At 57.4% G+C, this 437-nt stretch carries 1 pseudogene; it reads right to left on the reverse strand.

The annotated features are described in order from the left end of the window. Nucleotides 1-150: 150 nt before the first annotated feature. Nucleotides 151-437 (reverse strand): annotated as a pseudogene (locus tag ACU8YC_RS28105) (hypothetical protein); the annotation flags it as partial.

Here is a 437-nt window from a genome sequence, read left to right on the forward strand (position 1 = left end):
TCGATTTTCCGGCACCGATTTCACCAGACAGCGCGTGGATTTCACCCGCACCAACGGTCAGTTGTGCGCTGCTTAACGCCCAGACGCCGGAAAAGCTTTTCGCCAGGTCGGTGACTTTCAGTAAGGGTTGCGAAATCGGTCTGCTCCTACTCATAGTGAGCAGCCACTTACGCAGCGGCTCTGGACATATCGGTTACCGGCCTCACCGATACGCTCAGCCTGCTGCAGGTTTTCTTGAGTTATCAGCGTTGGCGGATAGTCAGCACCGGTGATTGCGGTCTTCTCACGGACGTTGTTCACCAGTTGGCTCATGGCCGTTTTCACCGCAAAACCAGGACGCTGAACCGCCGTTACCGCCAGCCAGCCGTCACGCACGCGTGCCAGCGCTTCCGGTACAGCATCAAAGCCCGTGACCAGAACTTCACCCGGTTTCAGAC

It is taken from the genome of Citrobacter sp. VF227 (assembly GCF_052950715.1).